This is a genomic window from Kitasatospora sp. NPDC028055 (genome assembly GCF_040637885.1).
GTDB lineage: Bacteria > Actinomycetota > Actinomycetes > Streptomycetales > Streptomycetaceae > Kitasatospora.
In genome coordinates this window covers 1-19786 of sequence record NZ_JBEZXE010000086.1, presented here as the reverse complement: position 1 = coordinate 19786, position 19786 = coordinate 1, and the positions used below count along the sequence as shown (strand labels likewise).

17 protein-coding genes are annotated in these 19786 nt (G+C 72.7%); 11 read left to right on the top strand and 6 right to left on the bottom strand.

Features of this window, described 5'->3' with window-relative positions:
• Positions 1–228 precede the first annotated feature (228 nt).
• Entirely contained in the window at positions 229–1635 is a 1407-nt protein-coding gene (locus AB0F71_RS39180; protein WP_360245875.1) for a class II fumarate hydratase, read from the top strand.
• Positions 1636–1758: 123 nt separating this feature from the next.
• Here AB0F71_RS39180 and AB0F71_RS39175 read toward each other — a convergent pair whose 3' ends face one another.
• Entirely contained in the window at positions 1759–2229 is a 471-nt protein-coding gene (locus AB0F71_RS39175) for an SPW repeat protein (protein WP_360245872.1), read from the bottom strand.
• Between the two features lie 188 nt (positions 2230–2417).
• Between AB0F71_RS39175 and AB0F71_RS39170 the strand changes: the two genes are divergently transcribed.
• On the top strand, positions 2418–2984 hold the full coding sequence (locus AB0F71_RS39170) for a PadR family transcriptional regulator (RefSeq protein WP_360245869.1): 567 nt from the start codon (positions 2418–2420) through the stop codon (positions 2982–2984).
• A 239-nt stretch (positions 2985–3223) separates the two neighbouring features.
• Positions 3224–4924 (top strand): acyl-CoA dehydrogenase family protein, encoded by a 1701-nt coding sequence (locus AB0F71_RS39165; protein ID WP_360245866.1) that lies wholly within the window; start codon positions 3224–3226, stop codon positions 4922–4924.
• Between the two features lie 127 nt (positions 4925–5051).
• Here AB0F71_RS39165 and AB0F71_RS39160 read toward each other — a convergent pair whose 3' ends face one another.
• Positions 5052–5747: a response regulator transcription factor gene (locus AB0F71_RS39160; protein ID WP_360245863.1), complete on the bottom strand. Its 696-nt coding sequence runs from the start codon at positions 5745–5747 to the stop codon at positions 5052–5054.
• Positions 5748–6013: 266 nt separating this feature from the next.
• Between AB0F71_RS39160 and AB0F71_RS39155 the strand changes: the two genes are divergently transcribed.
• Positions 6014–8116, top strand: a complete 2103-nt coding sequence (locus tag AB0F71_RS39155) for an ATP-binding protein (RefSeq protein ID WP_360245860.1) — start codon at positions 6014–6016, stop codon at positions 8114–8116.
• Between the two features lie 401 nt (positions 8117–8517).
• Here AB0F71_RS39155 and AB0F71_RS39150 read toward each other — a convergent pair whose 3' ends face one another.
• From AB0F71_RS39150 to AB0F71_RS39140, 3 genes are all read right to left on the bottom strand, one after another.
• Positions 8518–9201 carry a hypothetical protein gene (locus AB0F71_RS39150; protein ID WP_360245857.1) on the bottom strand — a complete coding sequence of 228 codons (684 nt, stop codon included), beginning with the start codon at positions 9199–9201 and terminating at the stop codon, positions 8518–8520.
• 74 nt (positions 9202–9275) lie between these two features.
• The gene (locus AB0F71_RS39145) at positions 9276–9686 is read right to left on the bottom strand and encodes a hypothetical protein (RefSeq protein ID WP_360245854.1); all 411 of its coding nucleotides are present in this window, start codon (positions 9684–9686) and stop codon (positions 9276–9278) included.
• Positions 9683–10138, bottom strand: coding sequence for a hypothetical protein (locus tag AB0F71_RS39140; protein ID WP_360245851.1), 456 nt, complete (start codon positions 10136–10138; stop codon positions 9683–9685). Before AB0F71_RS39140 ends, AB0F71_RS39145 begins: the two co-directional genes overlap by 4 nt.
• A 380-nt stretch (positions 10139–10518) precedes the next feature.
• On the opposite strand from AB0F71_RS39140, the gene AB0F71_RS39135 reads away from it, so the two are divergent.
• The 5 genes from AB0F71_RS39135 to fahA all read left to right on the top strand — a co-directional run bounded on the left by AB0F71_RS39135 (position 10519) and on the right by fahA (position 16756).
• Positions 10519–11916, top strand: coding sequence for a phosphoribosyltransferase family protein (locus AB0F71_RS39135; RefSeq protein ID WP_360245848.1), 1398 nt, complete (start codon positions 10519–10521; stop codon positions 11914–11916).
• 285 nt (positions 11917–12201) lie between these two features.
• The gene (hppD, locus tag AB0F71_RS39130; protein ID WP_360245845.1) at positions 12202–13416 is read left to right on the top strand and encodes a 4-hydroxyphenylpyruvate dioxygenase; all 1215 of its coding nucleotides are present in this window, start codon (positions 12202–12204) and stop codon (positions 13414–13416) included.
• Positions 13417–13482: 66 nt separating this feature from the next.
• Positions 13483–14688 carry a cupin domain-containing protein gene (locus tag AB0F71_RS39125; protein WP_360245842.1) on the top strand — a complete coding sequence of 402 codons (1206 nt, stop codon included), beginning with the start codon at positions 13483–13485 and terminating at the stop codon, positions 14686–14688.
• Positions 14685–15539, top strand: a complete 855-nt coding sequence (locus AB0F71_RS39120) for a hypothetical protein (protein WP_360245839.1) — start codon at positions 14685–14687, stop codon at positions 15537–15539. The genes AB0F71_RS39125 and AB0F71_RS39120 overlap by 4 nt, the downstream gene beginning before the upstream one ends.
• On the top strand, positions 15536–16756 hold the full coding sequence (fahA, locus tag AB0F71_RS39115; protein ID WP_360245837.1) for a fumarylacetoacetase: 1221 nt from the start codon (positions 15536–15538) through the stop codon (positions 16754–16756). The genes AB0F71_RS39120 and fahA overlap by 4 nt, the downstream gene beginning before the upstream one ends.
• 118 nt (positions 16757–16874) lie before the next feature.
• On the opposite strand, the gene AB0F71_RS39110 is transcribed toward fahA, so the two are convergent.
• A complete protein-coding gene (locus AB0F71_RS39110) occupies positions 16875–17648 on the bottom strand; it encodes an SDR family oxidoreductase (RefSeq protein ID WP_360245834.1) in 774 nt (257 codons plus the stop codon).
• A gap of 96 nt (positions 17649–17744) precedes the next feature.
• Between AB0F71_RS39110 and AB0F71_RS39105 the strand changes: the two genes are divergently transcribed.
• Both AB0F71_RS39105 and AB0F71_RS39100 read left to right on the top strand, forming a co-directional pair.
• A complete protein-coding gene (locus tag AB0F71_RS39105) occupies positions 17745–18389 on the top strand; it encodes a TetR/AcrR family transcriptional regulator (protein WP_360245831.1) in 645 nt (214 codons plus the stop codon).
• 167 nt (positions 18390–18556) lie between these two features.
• Entirely contained in the window at positions 18557–19654 is a 1098-nt protein-coding gene (locus AB0F71_RS39100) for an enoyl-CoA hydratase/isomerase family protein (protein WP_360245828.1), read from the top strand.
• The last annotated feature ends 132 nt before the right edge of the window (positions 19655–19786 follow it).

Sequence of the window (19786 nt, the reverse complement as noted above, 5' to 3'; positions counted from 1 at the left end):
CGCCGATGCTCCGCATGGACTCCCTCCTCCGCCTTGCGATGCACGCACCCCAACGCCGCGCGCTGATCCGACGCGAATTGTCAGACACGCCCTAGCCACGCCGCACATCGCGTCCCGGATCGGAGATCGCCGGCCCCGGGTGGAAATACCCGGGGCCCGCGCGCGGCTGTCGTGATCGGAAGTCCCGTGACCGGGCCTGACCGGCCCGTACAGGAGGTGCAGCGCGCGATGGGTGACGAGCGGGAGAAGCCGCAGGAGTACCGGATCGAGCACGACTCGATGGGCGAGGTGCGGGTGCCGGCCGCCGCGAAGTGGCAGGCGCAGACGCAGCGGGCGGTGGAGAACTTCCCGGTGTCCGGCCAACGGCTGGAGCGCGCGCACATCGCCGCGCTGGCCCGGGTCAAGGCGGCCGCGGCGCGGGTGAACGCCCGCCTCGGGGTCCTGGACGAGGAGACGGCCGGGGCGATCGCGGCGGCCGCCGAGGAGGTCGCGGAGGGCCGCTGGGACGACGAGTTCCCGGTGGACGTGTTCCAGACCGGTTCGGGCACCTCGTCCAACATGAACGCCAACGAGGTGATCGCCACCCTGGCGGCGGAACGGCTGGGGCGGCCGGTGCACCCGAACGACCAGGTGAACGCCAGCCAGTCGTCCAACGACGTGTTCCCGTCCTCGATCCACATCGCCGCCACGGCCGCCGTCACCCACGACCTGATCCCGGCGCTGGAGCACCTCGCGGAGGCGTTGGAGCGCAAGTCGGTCGAGTTCGCGCAGGTGGTCAAGTCCGGCCGCACGCACCTGATGGACGCCACGCCCGTCACCCTCGGCCAGGAGTTCGGCGGCTACGCGGCCCAGGTGCGGCACGGCCGGGAACGGCTGCTGGCGACCCTCCCCCGGGTCGCCGAACTGCCGCTCGGTGGAACGGCGGTGGGCACCGGAATCAACACCCCGCCCGGGTTCCCGGCGGCCGTCATCGAGGAGGTCGCCCGGGCCACCGGGCTGCCGCTGACCGAGGCCCGCGACCACTTCGAGGCGCAGGGCGCGCGGGACGCGCTGGTCGAGCTGAGCGGCCAACTGCGCACGGTGGCGGTCGGGTTCACGAAGATCGCCAACGACCTGCGGTGGATGGGCTCCGGCCCGCGCACCGGCCTCGGCGAGATCAACCTGCCGGACCTCCAGCCCGGTTCGTCCATCATGCCGGGCAAGGTGAACCCGGTGCTGCCCGAGGTGGTGCTGATGGTCGCCGCCCAGGTGGTGGGCAACGACGCGACGGTGACGCTGGCCGGCGCGAGCGGCAACTTCGAGCTGAACGTGATGCTCCCGGTGATCGCCCGCAACGTGCTGGAGTCGGTGCGGCTGCTGGCCAACAGCGCCCGACTGCTGGCGGACCGGACGGTTGACGGGGTCACCGCGAACGTCGAACGGGCCCGCGAGTACGCGGAGTCCTCGCCCTCGGTGGTGACGCCGCTGAACCGGTACATCGGCTACGAGGAGGCGGCGAAGGTCGCCAAGCAGGCACTGGCGGAGCGGAAGACCATCCGTCAGGTGGTGCTGGAGCGAGGGTACGTCGAGCGGGGCGCGCTCACCGAGGAGGAACTGGACCGGGCGCTGGACGTGCTGCGGATGACGCACCCGTAACCGGTCGGGCCGGACTGGGTCGGGCGTCGGGCCGGGCCGTCGGGTCGGGTCGGGCCGGTCGGTGCGCCGGGGCGCGGCGGGCACGAGTGCCCTCCGTGCCCCGGACGCGGGCTGCGGGGAAGGTCAGCCCTTGGCGCGGCCGGCCCGGCCGAGCCGCATCGCTGCTCCGTTCGACGTGATCGTGGCCATCGAGAGCGCCGCGAGTCCGAGCAGGAACATCACGGCACCGACGATGACGCAGGTGACGATGTTCTTGCCGTGTGCGACGGACCCGGAGACGGCCCAGGGAGAGATGATCGTCCAGATGCCGAGCGCGGCGGCGGCCCAAGCCCTCGCGTGGGTGCGCTCGTAGGCCGAGCCGTAGCCGGCCATCAGGGCCGTGTAGGCCAGCCCGACGATCAGGCAGGTCACGGTCAGGGTGCTGAACGCGGTGAAGCCGACGATCCACGGCGATGCCGCGAGGAACAGGCCGGCCAGAACGGCCAGGGCTTCGACGCCCTGGGCGCGGGGGGTCGAGGTGACCCGCTCGTAGTGCTCCCGGAGTTCGACGATGTCCGGGTGGTGCTCCATGCCTGCCGGCACGTGGGTTGCCACCGATACCACCTCCTGTGGTTCGGGACCATTGAAAGGGGCAAGCCCCGTACCTATTCTGGCGCTTCTCCAAGGTTTTGCACCTGATAGTCCGGAATGACCGATAACCATCCGATCACGCCGGTGACCTGTGTCTCAACACTCCGAGGACCCATTGCCTATGCAACTCGTTGCATAGCAGGATGCGGGGCATGGCACTGGAGCACGCGATCCTCGTCTCGCTGCTGGAGCAGCCCGGTTCCGGGTACGAACTGGCCCGGCGCTTCGACCGCTCCATCGGACGCTTCTGGACCGCCACCCACCAGCAGATCTACCGGGTGCTGCGGCGGATGGAGGCGGACGGCTGGGTCGCCGCCGAGGAGGTCGCGCAGGACGGCCGCCCGGACAAGAAGGTCTACTCGGCGGCCGGCCCCGGACGGGCAGCGCTGGCCGACTGGCTGCGCGAACCGGTCGAACCGGAGACCGTGCGGCACGAGCTCGCGGTCAAGATCCGGGCCGCCGCCTTCGACGACCCGGCCGCACTGATCTCCGAGGTCGAGCGGCACCGCGAGAGCCACGCCGCCCTCCTCGCCCGCTACCTGCACGGTGAGCAGCGGGACTTCCCCGACCTCACCGCGCTGGACACCCGGCAGGAGCTCCAGCACGTCGTGCTGCGCGGCGGCATCGAGTTCGAGCGGATGACCCTCGCCTGGCTGGACGACGTGCTCGCCACCCTGCGCCGGCTCGCGGAGGACGGACGGGGAAGAGCGGACGAATGACGGCGGACGGACGGCCGACGGACGGCAGGCGGCAGACGACGGGTAACAGATCACAGATAACAGATGACAGAGTTTGAAATCTGAAATCTGTTCGCTGAAATCTGTCTTCTGAACTCTGTTCGCCGCCGTCCGTTCACCCGCCCGCCTCGCCCGACGCTCCCCTCCCCCTCTCCCCCGCCGCACCCTGCCCCGCCCTGCCCCGCCGAGTCCTCACACCCTCGACCCCCTGGGAGCCCCCGATGCTCTTCAACCCGCGCACCTACGACCCCGCGCAGTTCGACGAGCCGACCCGCCGGCTGCTGCGCGCGACCGTCGACTGGTTCGAGTCCCGCGGCAAGAAGGCGCTCATCGACACCTACATCGACCGCGCCTGGTACGGCGACTTCCTCGAATTCGCCGCCCGGGAGGGCCTGTTCGCGGAATTCCTGACCCCGTCCGCGGCCGATGCCGACAAGCGCTGGGACACCGCGCGGATCGCCGAGCTGAACGAGATCCTCGGCTTCTACGGCCTCGGCTACTGGTACACCTGGCAGGTCACCATCCTGGGCCTCGGCCCGGTCTGGCAGAGCGAGAACGAGGCCGTCCGGGCCCGCGCCGCCAAGCTCCTCGCCGAGGGCCACGTGATGGCCTTCGGCCTGTCCGAGCGCACCCACGGCGCCGACATCTACTCCACCGACATGATCCTCACCCCGGACGGCGAGGGCGGCTTCACCGCGACCGGCCCCAAGTACTACATCGGCAACGGCAACGTGGCCGGCCTGGTCTCGGTGTTCGGCCGCCGCTCGGACATCGAGGGCCCCGAGGGCTATGTCTTCTTCGCCGCCGACAGCCGCCACGACGCGTACCACTTGGTCAAGAACGTGGTGAACGCCCAGATGTACGTCAGCGAGTTCCGTCTGGAGGACTACCCGGTCCGGGCCGAGGACGTGCTGCACACCGGGCAGGCCGCCTTCGACGCCGCGCTGAACACCGTCAACGTCGGCAAGTTCAACCTCTGCACCGCCTCGGTCGGCATCTGCGAGCACGCGATGTACGAGGCCGTCACGCATGCCCACAACCGGGTGCTGTACGGCCGCAAGGTCACCGACTTCCCGCACGTGCGGCGGGAGTTGACCGACGCGTACGCCCGCCTGGTGGCGATGAAGCTGTTCAGCGCGCGGGCCGTGGACTACTTCCGCACCGCCTCCGCCGAGGACCGCCGCTACCTGCTCTTCAACCCGATGACCAAGATGAAGGTCACCACCGAGGGCGAGAAGGTCATCGACCTGATGTGGGACGTCATCGCGGCCAAGGGCTTCGAGGCGGACACCTACTTCGACAAGGCCGCCAAGGACATCCGCGGCCTGCCGAAGCTGGAGGGCACGGTCCACGTCAACCTGGCGCTGATCCTCAAGTTCATGGGCAACTACCTGTTCGCGCCCGCCGAGTACGCGCCGGTGCCGACCCGGCTGGACGCCGCCGACGACGCCTTCCTGTTCCACCAGAGCCCGGCCCGCGGCCTCGGCGCGATCCGCTTCCACGACTGGCGCGCCGCCTACGACCGGCACGCCCAGCTGCCCAACGTCGCCCGTTTCCGCGAGCAGGCCGACGGCTTCTGCGAGCTGCTGCTCAAGCACGCGCCGAGCAAGGAGCAGCAGGCCGACCTGGACTTCCTGCTGGAGATCGGCCAGCTGTTCGCGCTGATCGTCTACGGCCAGCTGGTGCTGGAGCAGGCCGAGCTGACCGGCCTCGACGCCGACGTCCTGGACCAGGTGTTCGACGCGCTGGTCCGCGACTTCTCCGCGCACGCGACCGAGCTGCACGGCAAGGCCTCCGCCACCGAGGAGCAGGCCGCCTGGGCGCTGGCCCACGTGCGCCGCCCGGTGGCGGACGCCGAGCGCGCCGCGAAGGTGTGGGCCCGGGTCGAGGCGCTCTCGGGCGCGTACGAGATGCAGCCGTGACGCAGCCGTAGGTCCGGCGAGGACCAGTACGACTCCGGGGGTGCCGGTCGGCGGACCGGCACCCCCGGACATCTCCGACACCTCCGGAGCCCCCGGCCCCTGGACCTCCCCTGTCGGGGCGGCGGGTTCAGCCGTCGCCGAGGCCCATGTCGCGGGCCCGGGCGACCGCCTCCGCGCGGGTGGCGACGTGCAGCTTCTCGAAGATGTGGGTGACGTGGTTGCGGACGGTCTTCTCCGCGACCACCAGCTCCCGGGCGATCCGCCGGTTGTCGTGGCCGCGCGCGACCAGGTCCAGCACCTCGGCCTCGCGGGCGGTGAGGTCGGGGAAGAGCTGCCCGGCCTCGCGCATCTTCGCCCCGGCCAGCAGGGCGGTGATCCGCCCAGCGACCTCCCCGCCGAACACCGCGCCGCCCGCGGCGACCGTCCGGACGGCGTGCAGCACCTCCTCGCGCCCCGCGCCCTTGACCAGGTAGCCGCGGGCGCCCGCCTGGAGCGCGGCGAGCAGGTTGCCGTCGTCGTCCGACATGGTCAGCATCAGCACCGGCGGGGACTGGTCCTGGGTGGCGAGCCGGCGGACGGCCTCCAGCCCGGAACCGTCGGGCAGGGAGAGGTCCATGATCACCACGTTCGGGCTGTACCGGGCGACCGCTTCCGGGACGTCGGCGACCCGCTCGGCCTCGGCCACCACGGTGACGCCCTCGGCGCTCTCCAGCGCCGCCTTGAGCCCCTCGCGGAAGAGGGGGTGATCATCGACGATCAGTACCCGAACGGGCGTGGCCCCGCCCGCCGGGCCGGAGGGTGCGACCAGCTGGTGTTCATCCACCCGGCCGACACTAGCAGCGGCGATCACGTGACTCTCCGTGACATGCCCGGAGGTCGTCCGCACGGCGGCGGTGGCGCCCGCCGCCGTCCCGCCCGGGGCCCACCGCCGTCCCGCCCGGAATGCGTGACCGCTGCCTCAGGCGACCGGGACACCGGGCCGACCAGACTGGGAGCGAACGCCCTGGGACCGAACGCCCTGGGGACAAGGCGCCGGCGGACCACGTCGCGGCCGGCGGAACACCCGCTGTCGAGAACCGAGGTGGTGCCATGATCACGGTCTCCGATCCCCCGCGCCGCACCCGGGCCGAGCGGCAACTGACCGCCGCCGCGGTCGTCACCGCACTCTGCTTCGTCTCCGCGACGGTGTGGATCTGCTACGTGCTCGTCCACCTCGGCGAACCGGGCGTCTCCCACCCCCGCGACGAACTCGCCATCCTGGTCTACGCCCTGCCGACCGCCGGAGCGGGCATGCTGCTCCACGCGCACCGCCCGGGCAGTCCGCTCGGCTGGGTGATGCTCGTCTACGCGCTCACCAACATCCTTCCCCGGGTGGCGGCCGCACCGCTGTGGGTCGAGGTCCGCGACCCTGGCATCGCCGGCGCCGTACTGGCCTTCGACACACTGCTCAGCGCGGTCAGGACGACGCTCATCTACGCGCTGCCGCTCTGGCTGCCGAGCGGACGGCTGACGACGCGGCGATGGTGGTGGTTCATCGGGGCCGTCGGCGTGTGGGTGAGCGCCGAGGTGGCCCAGGGCCTCGCCTACCCGACGACCTACGGGCGGACCAATCCGCTGGCCGACAGCCCGCCGGCGCACCTCGCCGTGACCGTGGTCGACGGACTGGGCGGCCACGACCTGCTGATCAGCGAGTGCGTGCTCGGGTTCGTCACGCTGGTCCTGCTGTCCCGGCTGCTGCGGCCGGCGGCCGTCCCGGGGCGCGACGCGGCCGAGACCCGTCGGCACCGGCTGCGGGTGGCGGGCATGCTCGGGGCGTACGTGCTCTGGGTCGCGCTGCAGGACTTCTACATGCGCAACCGCGCCGACCACTACTGGCTCAGCTACTGGCTGTTCACCGCGGCGGGGGCGGTCTGGGCCGTCGCGATCGGCTTCCTGGTGATCCGGGACCACGGCTGGCGGCTCGACCGGGCGGCCCGCAGCGTCCTGATCGGGCTGTTGCTGGGCACCGGCGTCACCGGACTGTTCGTGGTGGCCGCCGCTGTGCTGTCCAACTCGCTGCTACCGGGGCGCGGTGGAGCCGCCCTGCTGCTGATCGCCCTGGTGTACGCGCTCGGCGCCACCCTGCCGAAGGCGGCGCGACGGGCCGTCGCCGTGGTGGACCGGCTGTACTACGGCGAACGCGCGCAGCCGTACCAGGTGCTGCGCACGCTCGCGGGGCGGGTGCGGCAGGTCGTCGACCCGGAGCAGCTGCCGGCGGCGCTGTGCGCGACCGTAGCCGAGGAACTCAAGCTGCCCGGCGTCACCCTGGCCGTCACCACCCGGGCCGGACGGCGCACGCTGGCCACCGCCGGGCGGCTGAACGGCCGCAGCCAGGGCTTCGCGCTCGTCCACAACGGGCTGCCGATCGGCGAGTTGACCGTCGGGCTGCGGACCGGCGAGGAGCGGCTGGCGGCGACCGACGTGGACATCCTGCGTTCGCTCGCCGACCAGGCCTCGCCCGCCGTCGCCTCCCTGCAGCTCCAGGAGGACCTGCTGGCCAGCCGGGAGCAGATCATCGCCGCCCGGGAGGAGGAACGACGGTGGCTGCGGCGGGACATCCACGACGGGCTCGGGCCGGCCCTGGCCGGCCTGCGGCTGCGGGTGGACAACGCGGCCTCGACGGCGGACGGCGGGCTCGCGGATCCGCTGCACACCGTCTCCGAGGGCCTGGGGATGGCGATCCAGGAGGTCCGCCGGATCACCGACCGGCTCGGGCCGGCGCCGCTGGGCGAACTCGGACTGGCCCGGGCGGTCCGGCAGCTGGCGGACAACTTCATCGGGGCGGGGCTGGCCGTGACGGTGGAGGTCTCCCCGGAACCGCTGCCGGAGCTGGCGGCGGCGGTGGAGGTCGCGGCCTACCGGATCACCGCGGAAGCGCTCAACAACGTGCTGCGGCACGCCCGGGCCCGGACCGCGCGGGTGACGCTCCGGGTGGACGACGAGGCGCTGACCCTGACCGTGCAGGACGACGGGGTCGGGTACCGGTGGGAGGCGGGGACCACCGAGGAACCGCCGGGCGGTGGGGTCGGCCTTCGGTCGATGGCCGACCGGGCGGCGGAGATCGGTGGCTGCTGCACCGTCGGACCGCCGCCCGAGCAGCACGGCACACAGGTGCTGGCGGTGCTGCCGCGCTCGGCGGCGGCCAACCGGTAGCGGGCCCGGCGGTGGCCGGGGGGGGCGGGCGAGCGGGTGACAGCTGACAACCGACGGCTGACAACTAACAGCTGACAGATTTCAAAATCTGTCAGCTGTTAGTTGTTCGTTGTCGGCTGTCAGCTGTCGGTCGGAGGGGGTGGCGGCGCGGCGGGCTACTGGCCGGGCCCGCACCCGAACGGGCAGTCCTTGGGCGTGACCGTGCCGGGCTTCGACTCGGAACGCCCGGTCGACTCCGGGACGGGTCCGAAACAGGCCTTGCGTAGTGCCAGGGCTGCCGCGATCACGCCCGCCAGCGCTCCGGCCGTACAGATCACCCTGGTCGCAGTCGTCGAGGCAATCGCAGTGTTCGTGGACATGAGGTGGTACTCCTGGTTCTTCCGAGCGGCCGATCCGATCGATCAATCGCTCTGCCCACCACTGTGCGGACGGGACTGCCCCGTTTGCATGGGTTCGAGGTCCTGTTCAGGTCCCAGAACCGCGCCGACCCGGCCGCGCACGGCGGTCACCGGCCCGCCCGCACCGGCTCGCAGGACGTACCGCTCACCGGCCCGGAGGTAGACCAAGTCACCTGGGAACAGCGGCACTTCGCGGTCGGCGAGACCGAGGCGGGCGTCGGCGCCGGAGAGCAGCACCAGGAACGTGTCCACCGCGGTCACGGCATACGGCCCGTGCTGCCCACCGGGGGTGAGGAGCACGGTGTCGACGGCAATCCGCCGGGCGGACCGGACCGGACCGAGGAGTCGCGAACCGGCGCGCTGGCCGGGGATATGGGCGGCGGACAGGACGGGCCGGACGGTGAGCACGGCGGTCGGTGCGCCGCGCACGGCGGTGAGCCGGTGACTGCTCCCGGGCGGGTGGTGCAGCGCCTCACCCGGGGACAGGATCCGGCCGCCCGCGGACAGTCGTCCGGCCAGCACCACAGTGACCGACTCGACGGATTCGCAAGGGAGTTGCTCGACCCGAACGCCGGGCGGCAGGGTCTCGACGGTCAGCGCGGCACGGACGGACGGGCGGCGCTCGGGGTCGATCAGCCGCTGGTAGACGGGCGCGGTGCGCGGGACGGCAGCGGGGACGAGGATCACAAGTGGCTCCCGGAGAACGGTGAAGGGCGGGGCTAGCGGCGGTCAGGGCCGGTGAAGGTCAGAGCTGGTGGAGGTCAGGGCCGGTCGCAGTGTTCGGCGCGGCGGCGGGCGCGTGAGGCCCGGGTGCCGGCGCGGTGGCGGGGCACGGCCAGGGTGAGGCAGAGCAGTTCCGCACCGAGCGGGCCGGCCTCGATCCACAGGGTGCGGCCCTTGCGGGCCAGAAGCAGGTCGCCGTCCGATGCCAAGTGGTCCGGCTGGTCGGCGAGTTGTCCGATGACGGCGGCGCCGCGCAGTACGTGCAGCACGGTCTCGGCATCGGGCCGCCCGGGCAGGACGTGGTGGGCGCCCGGGCTCAGCCGCAGGTGGTCGAAGGCCTCGCACGCGCTGGTGAGCATGGCGCGACGGGCCAGTGAACGGATCCGGACCCGCTCCCCGTTCGGGCCGAGCAGGACCGTGGCGGAGCCGGTGTCGGTGGTGACGATCACCTCTGGTCACCTTCTTCGGGTTCTTCGGGTTCGTCGGGTTCTTCGCCGGAGGCTTCGGCTTCTCCGGCAGCCGGTCCGGCGGCCGGTTCGGCGGACGGTTCGGCGGACGGGGGAACGGCCAGGACGGCGTGGAAGTACTCCAGTCCGGCCGTTCCGGCGGTCAGGACGGTCCGCGCGCCGAGCGGGAGCACGACGGCGGTGCCCTCGACCAGCGGCAGGCCGGTGTCGGCGCGCTCGGGGTGGTCGGGGTGCACGACGTCCTCCGGCAGGGTGGCGAGGCCGGAGCCCCCAGTGACGTACAGCGCGTGCTCGACGCCCTCGGCGGTCACCTCGGCGCTCCGTCCCGGTTCGAGCCACTGCAGGCCGACGGCGCGAAGCGGTCCCGCGAGCAGGCATCCGGGGTCGACGGCGGAGCCGCGGCGGCGCAGGTCGGTAATGACGGTGCCCGGCATGTCGGACGCTCCTTCGGTGCTGGGCGGGCTTTGCGGACCGCCTCTGCGCACCACGTTCCGCCGCCCGCCGTCCCGGTCGCACGGGGGTGTCGTCCCGCACCGCTCCCGGCCGCGCGGCCGTACCGTCCCGGGCCCGGACGCGCGTAGTCCCGGGCGGCACCCGTCGCGGTCCCGGGCCCGCGGCCACCCAGGTCCTGCCCCGGTCCCGCCCCTGCCCCACCGGGTCCTGCCAAGGCCCCCGTACGGCCCCCGCCAAACCCTCAGCAGGCGGCCGCCGGACGCCCCCCACCCTGCCCGGAGCAACGCCCGGCGGAACGCCCGGAGGGACGCCCGGGACCGGTGCACCGGACCGGCGTACGGTGGAACTCGGAGGCCGTGGAATGCACGTCACCGGAACCCACTTCACCGACCGCACCGAGGCGGGCCGCCGCCTGGCCGACCGGCTCGGCCACCTCGTCGGCCCCGGCACCGTGGTGGTCGCCCTGCCCCGGGGCGGGGTGCCGGTGGCGGCCGAGGTGGCGGCGGCGCTCGGTGCGCCGCTGGACATCTGCGTGATCCGCAAGCTGGGCGTGCCGCACCAGCCCGAGCTGGGCATGGGGGCGATCGGCGAGGACGGCGTCCGGGTGCTGAACGAGCAGGTCATCCGGCTCGCCGGGGTGGATGACGGGCAGCTGGCGCAGGTGGAGCGGCGCGAGCGCGCCGAGTTGGAGCGCCGGGCCGTGCGCTACCGGGGCGACCGCCCGGCGGCCGACCTGCGCGGGCGCACGGTGGTCGTGGTGGACGACGGCGTCGCCACCGGCTCGACCGCCCGGGCCGCCTGCCGGATCGTCCGGGCGCGCGGGGCGGCGCGGGTGGTGCTGGCCGTCCCGGTGGCGCCGCGGGACTGGACGGAGCGGCTGTCCGAGGTCGCCGACGAACTGGTCTGCGTCGACACGCCGTCGCCGTTCTTCGCGATCGGCGAGTTCTACGCCGACTTCACGCAGACCGGCGACGAGGAGGTGCTGCGGCTGCTGGCCGAGGCCAGGAGCGAGCGGCCCGACGGAAAACCGGCCGACGGGGAGCCACCCAGCGCGAAGCCGTCCGGCAGGCAGCCGCCCGCCGGGGAGCCGAACGGGATCGACCGCGAGCTGCCGCTGGCCGTCGCCGGGGTCCGGCTGACCGGCCGGCTGACCGTGCCCGCCGGGGCGCGCGCCGCGGTGGTCTTCGCGCACGGCAGCGGCAGCGGCCGGCGCAGTCCGCGCAACCGGCACGTCGCCCGCCACCTGAACCGCCGCGGGCTGGGCACCCTGCTGTTCGACCTGCTCACCGAGGCCGAGGAGCCGGACCGGCGCAAGGTGTTCGACGTCGCCCTGCTCGGTTCGCGGCTGACCGCCGTGACCGAGGAGCTGGGGCGCACCGAAGGGGCCCGGGGGCTGCCACTGGGGCTGTTCGGCGCCAGCACCGGCGCGGCCGCCGCGCTGTACACGGCCGCCGAACTGGGCCCCGCAGTGCGCGCCGTGGTCTCCCGGGGCGGGCGGCCGGACCTCGCCGGGCCGGACGTGCTGGCCCGGGTGGACGCCCCTACGCTGCTCCTGGTCGGCGCGCTGGACACCACCGTGCTGGACCTCAACCGGCGGGCCCTGGCCCGGCTGGGCGGCGTGGGCGAGCTGGTGGTGGTGCCGCGCGCGAGCCATCTGTTCGAGGAGCCGGGCACCCTCGACCAGGCCGCTGAGCTGGCCGGGGACTGGTTCCTTCGCCACCTCCCGCCCGCCGACGGGCCCGGCCCCGAGGGCCGGTAGGTGCGGCTGCACAGAATTCCGCTGCACAGAATTCCGGCGATGACCGCCCGGAGACAGCACATTTTGCGCAGCCCGAGCCGGGATTTCCTGGCCAGCTTGTACACATTGAGCAGTGAAAAACCGACCTGTTGCCCAACCCCCAGGACAGGAGCAAGCTCTCCGCAACCGCACCGCCCACCCGTCGCCGTGCGGCCGCGATCCACGCGATCCGACCCGGCGGGCCGCAAGGCCCCCGAACACCCCCCGGAAGCCTCAACGCCGAGGCCCTGACTGGAGGAACGAGCGATGACCCCGCAGTCCCACGCCCTTGAGCTGACCCCCGAGGAGCGCGAGGCCGGCCTCGACGCCGACCAGCTGCGCCGCCTCGTCGGCCTCGTCGAGCACGACCAGGCCTCCGACCCGTTCCCGGTCACCGCCCAGGACGCGGTCGTCTTCGTGGTCGGCAACGCCACCCAGACGGCCCAGTTCTACCAGGTCGTGTTCGGCATGGAGCTGGTCGCCTACTCCGGCCCGGAGACCGGCCGCCGCGACCGCAAGGCCTACGTGCTGCGCTCCGGCTCCTGCCGCTTCGTGATCAAGGGCGGCGTCCAGCCGGACAGCGCGCTGCTGGACCACCACCGCCGGCACGGCGACGGCGTGGTCGACCTCGCCCTGGAGGTCCCGGACGTCGACAAGTGCATCGAGCACGCCCGGGCCAGCGGCGCCACCATCCTGGAGGAGCCGAACGACGTCTCGGACGAGAACGGCACCGTGCGCCGCGCGGCCATCGCCACCTACGGCGAGACCCGCCACACCCTGATCGACCGCTCCCGCTACCAGGGCCCGTACCTGCCGGGCTACGTCGTGGCGCAGAGCACCGTCACCCACCCTGAGGGCACGCCCAAGCGCCTGTTCCAGGCCCTCGACCACGCCGTCGGCAACGTCGAGCTGGGCCGGATGGACGAGTGGGTCCAGTTCTACAACCGGGTCATGGGCTTCGTGAACATGGCCGAGTTCGTCGGCGACGACATCGCCACCGAGTACTCCGCCCTGATGTCCAAGGTCGTCGCCAGCGGCAACCACCGGGTGAAGTTCCCGCTCAACGAGCCGGCCATCGCCAAGAAGAAGTCCCAGATCGACGAGTACCTGGAGTTCTACACCGGCCCCGGCTGCCAGCACATGGCGCTCGCCACCAACGACATCCTCACCACCGTCGACGTGCTGCGCTCGCGCGGCGTCGAGTTCCTCAACACCCCGGACGCCTACTACGACGACCCGGAGCTGCGGGAGCGGATCGGCAAGGTGCGGGTCCCGATCGAGGAGTTGAAGAAGCGCGGCATCCTGGTCGACCGCGACGAGGACGGCTACCTGCTGCAGATCTTCACCAAGCCGATCGGCGACCGCCCGACCGTCTTCTACGAGTTCATCGAGCGGCACGGCTCGCTGGGCTTCGGCAAGGGCAACTTCAAGGCGCTGTTCGAGTCCATCGAGCGCGAGCAGGACCGTCGCGGCAACCTGTGAGCGTCGGCCTACCCTGATTGACGGCGGCCCTGACGGACGTTCGAGGCGTCGAGGAGGAGCACGGAGATGGCGTACTACCGGCAGCTGGGCAACATCCCGCCCAAGCGGCACACCCAGCACCGCACACCCGAAGGCGGGCTGTACTACGAGGAGTTGATGGGCGAGGAGGGATTCTCCTCCGACTCCTCGCTGCTCTACCACCGGGGCATCCCCTCGGCGGTGGTCAACGCGGTGCCGTGGGAGCTGCCCGACCAGTCCACGGTGCCCAACCATCCCCTGCTCCCCCGCCACCTCAAGCTGCACGAGCTGTTCGCGGACCAGGAGTGGAAGTCCGCGGACGTGGTCGGCAGCCGCCGGCTCGTCCTCGGCAACGGCGACGTGCGGATCTCGTACGTCGCCGCCGGGGCCCCGAGTGAGCTGTACCGCAACGGACTCGGCGACGAGTGCGTGTACGTGGAGTCCGGCGCGGGCACGGTCGAGACGGTCTTCGGCTCGATCGAGGTCGGCCAGGGCGACTACGTGATCATCCCGCGCGCCACCACCCACCGCTGGGTGCCGACCGGGGACGAACCGCTGCGCGCCTACTGCATCGAGGCCAACAGCCACATCACCCCGGTCAAGCGCTACCTCTCCAAGTACGGGCAGCTGCTGGAGCACGCGCCGTACTGCGAGCGGGACTTCCGCGGACCGGTCGGGCCGCTGGTGGTCGAAAACGCCGACGGCGACGTCGACGTGCTGGTCAAGCACCGCGGCCCGAACGGGATCTCGGGCACCCGCTACACCGTGCCGCACCACCCCTTCGACGTGGTCGGCTGGGACGGCTGCCTGTACCCGTACGCCTTCAACATCCGGGACTTCGAGCCGATCACCGGGCGGATCCACCAACCGCCGCCGGCCCACCAGGTGTTCGAGGGCAACAACTTCGTGATCTGCAACTTCGTTCCCCGCAAGGTGGACTACCACCCGCTGTCGATCCCGGTGCCGTACTACCACGCCAACGTGGACAGCGACGAGGTGATGTTCTACTGCGGCGGCGACTACGCGGCCCGCAAGGGCTCCGGCATCGCCCAGGGCTCGATCTCGCTGCACCCGGGCGGGCACACCCACGGGCCGCAGCCGGGCGCCTACGAGCGCAGCATCGGCGTGGAGTTCTTCGACGAACTGGCCGTCATGGTGGACACCTTCCGCCCGCTGGAGCTCGGCGAGGGCGGGCGGGCCGCCGAGGACCCCAACTACGCCTGGACCTGGGCGGGTCGGGGGCCCGCGCGATGAGCGCCGACGGCTCGCCGGTCCCGGAGCTGTTCCGCGGGCTCTTCGACGACGCGGCGGTGTTCCCCCCGGGGAACCTGCCGGTCGCCGAGGCGGTGCCCGCGCACCGCGTCCACCGCACGGCCTGGTACGCCGACGCGGTCGGCCCGTTCCTGTGCGGGGCGGGCCGGTTGGGCGAACTGGCCGCGGCGGTGGCGGGCACCGGGCCGCTCAGGGTCGGGCTCGTGCTGCCGGGGGGCAGCAGCGAGCTCGGACCGGCGCTCACCGCCGCCGCACCGTTCGAGCTCGCGGGCGTCGAGCTCGCCACCCGAGACGTGCAGGAGGCCGTGGCCGAACTGGACCGGCTGCTGCCGCCGGACGTGCCGGCCGCCGTCGAAATGCCGCGCGAACTCCTGCGCGGGGACGGCCTGGACGAGACCCTGGACGCCCTGGTCGACAGCGCCTACCGGGCCAAGTTCCGCACCGGCGGGGTGGTGGCGGAGGCGTTCCCGGACGAGGACGAACTGGCCGCCTTCCTCACCGGCTGCGCCCGCCGCGGCCTGCCGTACAAGTGCACGGCCGGACTGCACAACGCCGTCCGGCACACCGACCCGGTGACCGGCTTCGAGCACCACGGCTTCCTCAACGTGCTGCTGGCCGCCCAGGAGACGGACCGCGCGGCAGCGGCCGAGGTACTGGCCGAACGCGACGGCGAGGTACTGGCCAAGGCCGTCCGCGCCCTGACCGGGCACCAGGTTACGGTGATCCGCAACTCGTTCACCGCGTTCGGCACCTGCAGCGTCGCCGAACCCCTGGACGACCTGGCCGGGCTCGGCCTGCTGTCGCCCAGTCCACTCCTCCAGGAGGACCGTTGAGCACCCCCCGCAGCTGGCTGACCAGCGCCCAGGACTCGCCGTTCGGCGTGCACAACCTGCCGTACGGCGTCTTCACCGCGGCCGACCGGCCCGGGCGGCGCCGGATCGGCGTGCGCGTCGGGGACTTCGTGCTGGACGCCGGGGCGGCCGCCCGAGCGGCCGGGGCGCCGTCCGTCCTGCTGGACGCGGACTCGCTCAACCCGCTGATGGCGGCCGGGCGTTCGGTCTGGACGCAGGTGCGCGCCGACCTCACCACCTGGCTGACCGACGAGTCCTTCCGGGAGGCGCTGTCGCCGGCGCTGCTGCCGGCCGACGAGGTCGAACTGCACCTGCCGTTCGAGGTCGCGGACTACGTCGACTTCTACGCCTCCGAGCACCACGCCACCAACCTGGGCCGGATCTTCCGCCCGGGATCGGAGCCGCTGACGCCCAACTGGAAGCACCTGCCCATCGGTTACCACGGGCGGGCGGGCACGGTCGTGGTCTCCGGCACCCCGGTGGTGCGTCCGCACGGGCAGCGCAAGGCGCCGGCCGACGCCGCGCCCAGCTTCGGGCCGACCCGGCGGCTGGACATCGAGGCCGAGGTCGGCTTCGTCGTCGGCACACCGTCCGAGCTGGGCCGCCCGGTCGTGCTGGACGACTTCCGCGAGCACGTCTTCGGCGTCTGCCTGCTCAACGACTGGTCGGCGCGCGACATCCAGGCCTGGGAGTACGTGCCGCTCGGCCCCTTCCTGGGCAAGTCCTTCGCGACCTCGGTCTCGCCGTGGATCGTGCCGCTGGACGCGCTCCAGCACGCCCGGGTCTCGCCGCCGGAGCGCGACGTCGAGCCGCTGGCGTACCTGGACGACCGCGGTGGCGAGCCGTGGGGCCTGGACCTGGCCATGGAGGTCCGGCTGAACGGGCACCTGGTGTCGCGGCCGCCGTTCGCCTCCATGTACTGGACGGCGCAGCAGCAGCTGACCCACATGACCGTCAACGGCGCCTCGCTGCGCACCGGCGACCTGTTCGCCTCGGGGACGGTCAGCGGGCCGGAGCCGGACACCCGCGGCGCGCTGATCGAGCTGACCTGGAACGGCGAGGAGCCGCTCAAGCTGCCGGACGGCACCACCCGGACCTTCCTGGAGGACGGCGACGAGGTCGTCATCACGGCGACGGCCCCGGGGCCGGACGGCGTGGTGGTCGGCTTCGGCGAGGTCTCGGGGCGGGTGCGGGGCTGACAGATAACAAATAACAGACGACGGATAACAGCTGACAGATTTCATCATCTGAAATCTGTCAGCTGTTCGTCGTTCGCCGTCCGCCCCTCTCCGTCTGCCCCTCCCCGCTCCGTGCCGCCTACAGCCCGGCGCCGCCCGTGGCGTCGATGACCCGCCCGGTGACCCAGCGCGCATCGTCCGAGGCCAGGAAGGCGACGATGTCCGCGATGTCCTCCGGCTGCCCGACCCGGCCGAGCGCGGCGAGTGAGGCCGCGTGCGCCTGCGCCTCCGGGTTTCCGCGCAGCCAGCCCGCGTTGACGTCGGTGTCCACCACGCCGGGCGCGACCGAGTTCGCCGTGATCCCGCGCGGGCCCAGCTGCTTGGCCAGGTTGAGCGTGAAGGTGTCGAGCGCGCCCTTGGTCGCGCCGTAGGCGATGATCTCCGGCATCGCGAGCCGGGCGGCCCCGCTGGAGATGTTGATGATCCGGCCGCCGTCCCGCATCCGCTCCAGCCCGTGCCGCACCACGAAGAACGGCGCCCGGACGTTCACCGCGAACACCTCGTCGAAACCCTCCTCGGTCAGACCCGCGAGGTCCGAACTGCGCCCGATCCCGGCGTTGTTCACGATGATGTCAACCCCGCCGCGGGGGGCATGCGCCCCGATCTCCGCGTCGAACGCCGCCCAGAGCGCGGCCGCGTCCCCGTGCCGCCCGAGTTCGGCGCGCAGCGCGAAGGCCCGCCCGCCGTCGGCCCGGATCCCGTCGACCACCTCCCGCACCGCCGTCTCGTCCCGGGCGTAACCGACCGCGACGACGGCACCGTCGCGTCCGAGCCGGCGGGCGATCGCCCGACCGATCCCCCTGCTGCCACCGGTGACCAGCGCCACCTTGCCCTCGAGTCCGTACGTGCCCATGACCGAGCCCCTCCTGCTACGTCGACACTTCTTGAGCGATCACTCAAAAAAGAACCTAGCACACACTTCTTGAGCGACTGCTCTAAAATCCGATCCATGACCGAGGCAGCGACACCCGACAGCGCGCCGGCGGCCGGCCCGGCCCCCCGCCCCCGACGCGGACGGCCGCCCGCCTTCGACCGGGAGGAGGCCCTGTCCGCCGCGACCCGGCTGTTCTGGGAACGCGGCTACGAGGCCACCTCCGTCACCGACCTGACCGCCGCCATGGGCATCCGCCCCGGCAGCCTCTACGCCGCCTTCGGCGACAAGCGCTCGCTCTTCGAGGAGGTCGTCCGCCGGTACGGCCGATCCCCGGTCGGCGCGTTCGTCGGCGTCGCGCTGGCCGAGGAGACCGGCGCCCGGGCCGCCTTCGCCCGGATCCTGCGCGAGGCCGCCGCGATCTACCCGGACCCGACCCACCCGGCGGGCTGCCTGGTGATCAGCGCCGCCACCAACGTCACCCCGCAGGACGCCGGGGTCCAGGCCCTCCTGCGCGACCTGCGCAACCGGAACCGGCAGGTCTTCGAGGACCGGCTGCTCGCCGCCCGGCAGGACGGCGAACTGCCGCCCGGGGCCGACCCGAAGGCGCTGGCCGGGTACATCGCCACGGTCATCCAGGGGATGTCCCAGCAGGCCCGCGACGGCGCCACCACCGAGGAGCTCGGCCGCGTCGCCGAACTCGCCCTGCGCGCCTGGCCGTAGCCACCTGCCGTAGCCGTCCGCCACGACCGCGGCCACAACCGCCCCCCCTGCCGCCCCGCTCCCGGGGCCGCAGTGGGCCCGGGCGGCCTCGTGATCGAAACGGCCCAACCGCCCCGGTACCGTGGACCGCGGCAGGCGAGATCACCGAGGGAACGGGAGCGGTTCCGATGAGCGCAGCGGCGGCAGAGGCGGCAGCGGTCCAGCAGGCCCAGGAGGTCCAGGCCGTCCTGGATGGCGACGGCGGCCTCGGCCGGATCGTGCTCAACCGCCCGCGAGCCCTCAACTCCCTGACCCACGGCATGATCACCACCATCCGGACAACGCTGGACGACTGGGCCGCCGACGACCGGGTGCGCACCGTCGTGCTGACCGGCGCCGGCGAGCGCGGCCTGTGCGCGGGAGCGGACCTGCGCGCGATGCACGCCGACGTCACGGCCGGCGGCGCCGGCACCCGCGCCTTCTTCCGCGACGAGTACCGGGTGAACGCGCTGATCGCCCGCTACCCGAAGCCCTTCGTCGCGGTCATGGACGGCATCACCATGGGCGGCGGCATCGGCCTGTCCGCCCACGCCGCGCTGCGGATCGTCACCGAGCGCTCCGTGATCGCGATGCCCGAGACCCGGATCGGGCTCGTCCCGGACGTCGGCGGCAGCCTCCTGCTCGCCCGCGCCCCGGGCGAGTTCGGCACCCATCTCGGGCTCACCTCGGCCTCGATCGGCCCCGCCGACGCGCTGTTGTGCGGTTTCGCGGACCACTACGTCCCGTCCTCCCGCCTGCCCGAACTGCTCGACGCCCTCGCCGGTGGCGCCGATCCGGCCGCGACCGTCGCCGCCCACGCCGAGCCCGCGCCGACCGCCGGAACCACCGGGACCGCTGGATTGGCCGCTCAGCGGGAGTGGATCGACACCTGCTACGCGGCCGACACCGTCGAGGAGATCGTCCGGCGCCTGCTCGACTCCGGAGTGCCGGAGGCGAAGGAGGCCGCCGAGCTGCTGCTCGGGAACTCCCCCACCGCCGTCAAGGTCACCCTTGCCGCACTGCGCCACGCCCGTACGCTGCCCTCGCTGGAGGCCGCGCTCGACCAGGAGTACCGCATCTCCTGCGCCGCACTGGACCGGCCGGACCTCGCCGAGGGCATCCGTGCCCAGGTGATCGACAAGGACCGCGATCCGCAGTGGTCGCCGCGCACGCTCGCCGAGGTGACGGAGGCCGATGTCGCGAGCTTCCTCGCCCCGCGCGAGGGCGACGAGTTGGGCCTCGCCTGAGCGGCCTGCCCCGCTGGAACACCTGCTCCCTGGAACGCTGGAGAATCTCAATGACCGTGTCAAGCCGTCTGCGTGACCGGCGGAGCGGAGGTGAACAGCCTGTTGTCTCGCAGCATCGCCCAAAGCACGTCG

Excerpts from the sequence above, each read along its gene's own strand:
- AB0F71_RS39180 (WP_360245875.1), top strand. The coding sequence starts at position 229 with ATGGGTGACGAGCGGGAGAAGCCGCAGGAGTACCGGATCGAGCACGAC.
- AB0F71_RS39170 (WP_360245869.1), top strand. The coding sequence starts at position 2,418 with ATGGCACTGGAGCACGCGATCCTCGTCTCGCTGCTGGAGCAGCCCGGT.
- AB0F71_RS39165 (WP_360245866.1), top strand. The coding sequence starts at position 3,224 with ATGCTCTTCAACCCGCGCACCTACGACCCCGCGCAGTTCGACGAGCCG.
- AB0F71_RS39155 (WP_360245860.1), top strand. The coding sequence starts at position 6,014 with ATGATCACGGTCTCCGATCCCCCGCGCCGCACCCGGGCCGAGCGGCAA.
- AB0F71_RS39140 (WP_360245851.1), bottom strand. The coding sequence starts at position 10,138 with ATGCCGGGCACCGTCATTACCGACCTGCGCCGCCGCGGCTCCGCCGTC.
- AB0F71_RS39135 (WP_360245848.1), top strand. The coding sequence starts at position 10,519 with ATGCACGTCACCGGAACCCACTTCACCGACCGCACCGAGGCGGGCCGC.
- hppD (WP_360245845.1), top strand. The coding sequence starts at position 12,202 with ATGACCCCGCAGTCCCACGCCCTTGAGCTGACCCCCGAGGAGCGCGAG.
- AB0F71_RS39125 (WP_360245842.1), top strand. The coding sequence starts at position 13,483 with ATGGCGTACTACCGGCAGCTGGGCAACATCCCGCCCAAGCGGCACACC.
- AB0F71_RS39120 (WP_360245839.1), top strand. The coding sequence starts at position 14,685 with ATGAGCGCCGACGGCTCGCCGGTCCCGGAGCTGTTCCGCGGGCTCTTC.
- AB0F71_RS39110 (WP_360245834.1), bottom strand. The coding sequence starts at position 17,648 with ATGGGCACGTACGGACTCGAGGGCAAGGTGGCGCTGGTCACCGGTGGC.
- AB0F71_RS39105 (WP_360245831.1), top strand. The coding sequence starts at position 17,745 with ATGACCGAGGCAGCGACACCCGACAGCGCGCCGGCGGCCGGCCCGGCC.
- AB0F71_RS39100 (WP_360245828.1), top strand. The coding sequence starts at position 18,557 with ATGAGCGCAGCGGCGGCAGAGGCGGCAGCGGTCCAGCAGGCCCAGGAG.